We start from the raw sequence: 4,850 nt of genomic DNA, 5'->3' as shown, positions 1-4,850 counted from the left end.
GCGTCGAAGCCCAGTTCCATTGCCCGCGCCGCCTGCGACGGCGCGCCCAGTCCGGCGTCGATGACCAGCACCGTGTCGGGCAGGCGCTCGCGCAGCGTGCACAGGCCGTGCAGGTTCAGCAGTCCCTGGCCGGAGCCGATCGGCGCGCCCCAGGGCATCAGCAGCGGGCAACCGGCGTCGAGCAGCCGGCGGCCCAGGATCAGGTCCTCGGTGCAGTACGGGAAGACGATGAAGCCCTCGCGCGTCAGCTCGGTCGCGGCGGCGACGAGCTCGAAGGGATCGGGCTGCAGCGTGTGCTCGTCGCCAATCACCTCCAGCTTGATCCACGCCGTGCCGTAGAGCTCGCGCGCCATGTGGGCGAGCTGCACCGCCTCGCGCGCGCTGCGGCAGCCCGCCGTGTTGGGCAGCAGCCGCGCGCCCTGTTCGCGCCCGGCGGCCAGCGCCTGCGCGAGCGCGCCGTTGTCGCCCGCCTGCAGCGTGCGCTTCAGGCCGACCGTCAGCACCTGCGACGAGGACGCGCGGATCGCGTCGCACAGCACCGCCGGGCTCGGATAGCCGGCCGTGCCCAGGAAGAAGCGGCTGTCGAGCGCGACACCGTCGATCAGCAGCGGATCGGATCCGTTCGTCATGTTCGTCATCTCAGCCTCCGACGATCGGTTGGAAGAACAGGACGACGTCGCCGTCGCTGAGGGCCGTCGCGGGACGCGCGTCGCGCGGCACGAAGCGGCCATTGAGCGCCGTTGCGACTGCGGCGGGCTCGCGCCGTTCGAGTTCCAGCAGTTGCGCGAGCGTCGCGCCGGCGGGCAGCGCCACGGCGCGGTCGTCGAGCCGCACGGTGATCGAGGGCAGGGCGGTCATGGGAAAGTCTCCAGGGAATCGGTGGCTGGAACGCGCTCGCCGATGAGCGCGCCGAGCGTGGCCAGGCCGGCCTCGCCGAGCAGCCGCTCGACCAGCGCGGGCGCCAGCAGCCAGCCGTGGCGGTACAGGCCGTTGAGCCGCAGCAGGCCGGGCTCGTGATGGGTGAAGGGCAGGTTGTCGGGGAGGGCCGGGCGCAGATGGCGATCCAGCCGCACGATGCGCGCCTCGGACAGCGCCGGCAGCACGCTCTGTGCCGCGGCCATCAGTTCGACGGCGGAGCGCAGCGACATGGGGCTGCGGTCCTCGCTCTCGATCTCGCTGGCGCCGACGACGAGTTCCTCGCCGGAGCGGGGGACCAGATAGACGCGATGGCGCGGATGCAGCAGCCGCGCGGGATGCCTCAGGCCATGGCTTGGCAGCGACAGCGTGACGATCTCGCCCCGCACGCCGCGCAGCGGCAAGGGCGGCCGCGCGCCCAGACCGCGCGCATCGATCGCCCAGTCGCCGCGCCAATGCCCACCATCGGCGAAATGGAACTCGCCCGGCAGCACTTGGTCGACGGGCCGCGCCCAGTGCCAACGCACATCGGCCGCGCCTGCCTGCAGCGCGGTCATCGCCGCGAGCGGCGAGATCAGGCCTTCGCGCGGCAGCAGCCAGCCGCGCAGGCCCGGCGCGAGCATCGGCTCCCGGGCGCGCAGCGCCTGGGCATCGAGGGGCTCCGCGCCCGGCATGCGCATCAGCGCGCGCTGCGCGGCGCCCAGATCCGCGCGATGCGCCAGCAACAGGCTGCCGTTGGCCTGCAGCGGCACGGGCAGCGGCAGCGCCGCCACGATGCCGGGCCACAGCGCCAGCGAACGCCATCCCAGCGCGGCGACCGCGGCGCCGCCCTGCTCCTGCTCGGCGAGCGGGCTCAGCATGCCGGCCGCGCTGAACGCGGCGGCCCCCTGCGCGTCGAAGGCGGGCGCCGGACCGGGCGACGCGTCGAAGACCTCGACGCGATGCCCGGCGCGCGCGAGCGCCCACGCGAGCAGCCGCCCGGCGAGCCCCGCCCCGGCGATGGCGATCGCGGCCATCGCGCTCAGTCCTGGCGGATCGGGATGTAGAGCTCGGCGCCGCCGGCGCGGAACTCCGCGCTCTTCTCGCGCATGCCGTCCTCCAGCTGCGCGCTGTACTCGCGCACGTCCTGCGTGATCTTCATCGAGCAGAACTTGGGCCCGCACATCGAGCAGAAGTGCGCCACCTTCGCGCTGTCCTTGGGCAGGGTCTCGTCATGGAACTCGCGCGCCGTCTCCGGATCCAGGCCCAGGTTGAACTGGTCCTCCCAGCGGAACTCGAAGCGCGCCTTGGACAGCGCGTCGTCGCGGGCGCGCGCCGCCGGATGGCCCTTGGCGATGTCGGCCGCGTGCGCCGCGATCTTGTAGGCCATCAGGCCCTGCTTGACGTCGTCGCGGTCGGGCAGGCCCAGGTGCTCCTTGGGCGTCACGTAGCACAGCATCGCGCAGCCGAACCAGCCGATCATCGCGGCGCCGATGCCGCTGGTGATGTGGTCGTAGCCGGGCGCGATGTCCGTCGTCAGCGGGCCCAGCGTGTAGAAGGGCGCCTCGTCGCAGTGCTTGAGCTGCTCGGTCATGTTGGCCTGGATCATGTGCATCGGCACATGGCCCGGGCCTTCGATCATGGTCTGCACGTCGTGCTTCCATGCGATCTTCGTCAGCTCGCCCAGGGTGCGCAGCTCGGCGAACTGGGCCTCGTCATTGGCGTCGGCCAGCGAGCCCGGCCGCAGGCCGTCGCCCAGCGAGAAGCTGACGTCGTAGGCCTTCATGATGTCGCAGATCTCTTCGAAGTGCGTGTAGAGGAAGTTCTCGCGGTGGTGCGCGATGCACCACTTCGCCAGGATCGAGCCGCCGCGCGACACGATGCCGGTGCGGCGCTTGACCGTCATCGGCACGAAGGGCAGCCGCACGCCGGCGTGGATGGTGAAGTAGTCGACGCCTTGCTCGGCCTGCTCGATCAGCGTGTCGCGGAAGAGCTCCCAGGTGAGGTCCTCGGCCACGCCGCCGACCTTCTCCAGCGCCTGGTAGATCGGCACGGTGCCGATGGGCACGGGGCTGTTGCGCAGGATCCAGTCGCGCGTGGTGTGGATGTTGCGGCCCGTGGAGAGGTCCATCACCGTGTCCGCGCCCCAGCGCGTGGCCCACACCAGCTTCTCGACCTCCTCCTCGATGCCCGAGCTGACCGCCGAGTTGCCGATGTTGGCGTTGACCTTGACCAGGAAGTTGCGGCCGATGGCCATCGGCTCGAGTTCCGGATGGTTGATGTTGGCCGGGATGATGGCGCGGCCGCGCGCGACCTCGTCGCGGACGAACTCGGGCGTGATGATCCCGGGGATCCGCGCGCCCAGGCCCTGGCCGGCCAGGCGCTGCTCGCGCTCGCTGTCGGCGAGGTACTCGTGCATCCAGGCGCGGCGGCCGTTCTCGCGAATCGCGACGTACTCCATCTCGGCGGTGACGATGCCGCGGCGCGCGTAGTGCATCTGCGTCACGTTGGCGCCGGACTTCGCGCGCGCGGCGTGCGGTTCAGCGCCGCGCTCTGCGCGCGCAGCGCCTGCTGCTGCGCGGCCTCGCGCAGGCCGTCGTCGAAGAGCTGGATCGGGCGGCCGGTGTAGGCCTCGGTGTCGCCGCGCGATTCGACCCAGGCGGCGCGCGTGGCGGGCAGGCCGCGGCGCACGTCGGTGGTGACGGCGGGATCGGTGTACGGGCCCGAGGTGTCGTAGACGGCGATGCGCTCGCCGTTGGTCAGCGCGATCTCGCGCAGCGGCACGCGCAGCTGCGGATGCAGCACGCCGGCCTCATGCGTCTTGGTCGACGCCGGCAGCGGCGCGCGGCTGGCGGCGAGGCGGTCATGGAACTCCGCGGCGGCATCGGGGCTTGCGGCGGTCGGGGGCAGGTTGTGCGTCAGGTCCAGCATCAGGGTCTCCGGTTGGGCGCCGGAGGCTGGACTGAAGGGAACGCGGGCGGGAGGAACTGGGCCCTTCTCGTGGCACGGCGCATGGGCGGCGCGCAGGGACGCGCGGGGATCGCCGAGGTGCGCCTGGAAGGGCGGGCTCTTCTTACGCCGGTACGAACCGGATCAAGTTCAGCGGGTCCACAGCTTCATCGCCATGTCTCAGCCCGTGCCGCGCCGCGCTGTCGCGCGGATCGGCCCAGGGCACCCCGGAGCAGGCGCGCAGTATAGGCCGGTCGACGCGCGGACCCGCGAGATCGTGACTTCCTCGACGCCATCGGCCCTGCGGCCCGCTGTTACATCCTGATTCCGGGCAAACCCCGAGGTCTCGTCACGGTGGTGACTTCTTACACTGCGGCGCTCATGCCGGGGCGCGAGAACCAAGACCAAGAGCCGTAGACAAGACCGGCGTTGTCTCCAAAAGAGAGCAACCAGCGCAATCGAGAGGGTGGAGTGATGAGCAGCCGTAGTCTCCTGAACGTCCGGCGTCACGGTCTGGCGCTGTGCCAGGTCTTGAGCTTGTCCCTGGTCGCGATGGCCGCGCAGGCGCAGACGGCGACGTCCGCCGCGCCCGCCGATCCCAAGGCCCCGATGAGCGATGTCGACCGCGCCAAGCGCGATGCCGACAAGGTTTTCCAGTGGATCAAGTTCCACGCCGAGAAGGGCGAGAAGAAGACCCCCGAACGACACGAGGCCAAGGCCGACGCGGCCAAGCCCGTTGCCCGTGCGGTGGCCACGGCCGCGCCGGCGCCGGCGCCCGCGGCGCGCCGCCAGGACCTCGATCCCGCGGCCGAACGCGCGCTCGCCACGCGCAACGCCGTGCAGGAGGCGCCCGCGGTCGCCGCGGTCGGCGCCTCGCCCGCGCCGCTCGCGCAGACGGCAGCCCAGACGGTGGCGCCGCCCTCGACCGCGCCGCAACCGCTGTCGGAGGCGCCCGCGCCGCAGGTCGTGTCGATGGCCGCGCCGTCCATGGCCGCACCGGCCGGCCG

At 72.1% G+C, this 4,850-nt stretch carries 3 protein-coding genes, 2 pseudogenes and 1 riboswitch; of the genes and pseudogenes, 1 reads left to right on the top strand and 4 read right to left on the bottom strand.

Annotated elements, in window-relative coordinates:
• The 4 genes and pseudogenes from FUT87_RS14145 to thiC all read right to left on the bottom strand — a co-directional run.
• On the bottom strand, positions 1-638 hold a 638-nt coding region (locus FUT87_RS14145; RefSeq protein ID WP_255511832.1), incomplete at its 3' end, for a thiazole synthase.
• A 1-nt stretch (position 639) separates the two neighbouring features.
• Positions 640-858 carry a sulfur carrier protein ThiS gene (gene thiS / locus FUT87_RS14140; RefSeq protein ID WP_091719973.1) on the bottom strand — a complete coding sequence of 73 codons (219 nt, stop codon included), beginning with the start codon at positions 856-858 and terminating at the stop codon, positions 640-642.
• A complete protein-coding gene (locus FUT87_RS14135; protein WP_091719976.1) occupies positions 855-1,931 on the bottom strand; it encodes an FAD-dependent oxidoreductase in 1,077 nt (358 codons plus the stop codon). Before FUT87_RS14135 ends, thiS begins: the two co-directional genes overlap by 4 nt.
• Before the next feature lie 5 nt (positions 1,932-1,936).
• Positions 1,937-3,825 (bottom strand): annotated as a pseudogene (gene thiC, locus FUT87_RS14130) (phosphomethylpyrimidine synthase ThiC).
• Between the two features lie 122 nt (positions 3,826-3,947).
• Positions 3,948-4,083, bottom strand: a riboswitch (TPP riboswitch).
• 234 nt (positions 4,084-4,317) lie between these two features.
• Between thiC and FUT87_RS14125 the strand changes: the two are divergent.
• Positions 4,318-4,850: pseudogene (locus FUT87_RS14125) on the top strand (hypothetical protein); the annotation flags it as partial.

The sequence above is a fragment of the Mitsuaria sp. TWR114 genome (assembly GCF_007997345.1).
The sequence above is the reverse complement of the archived record's forward strand: the minus strand, read 5'-3'. Positions and strand labels throughout refer to the sequence as shown.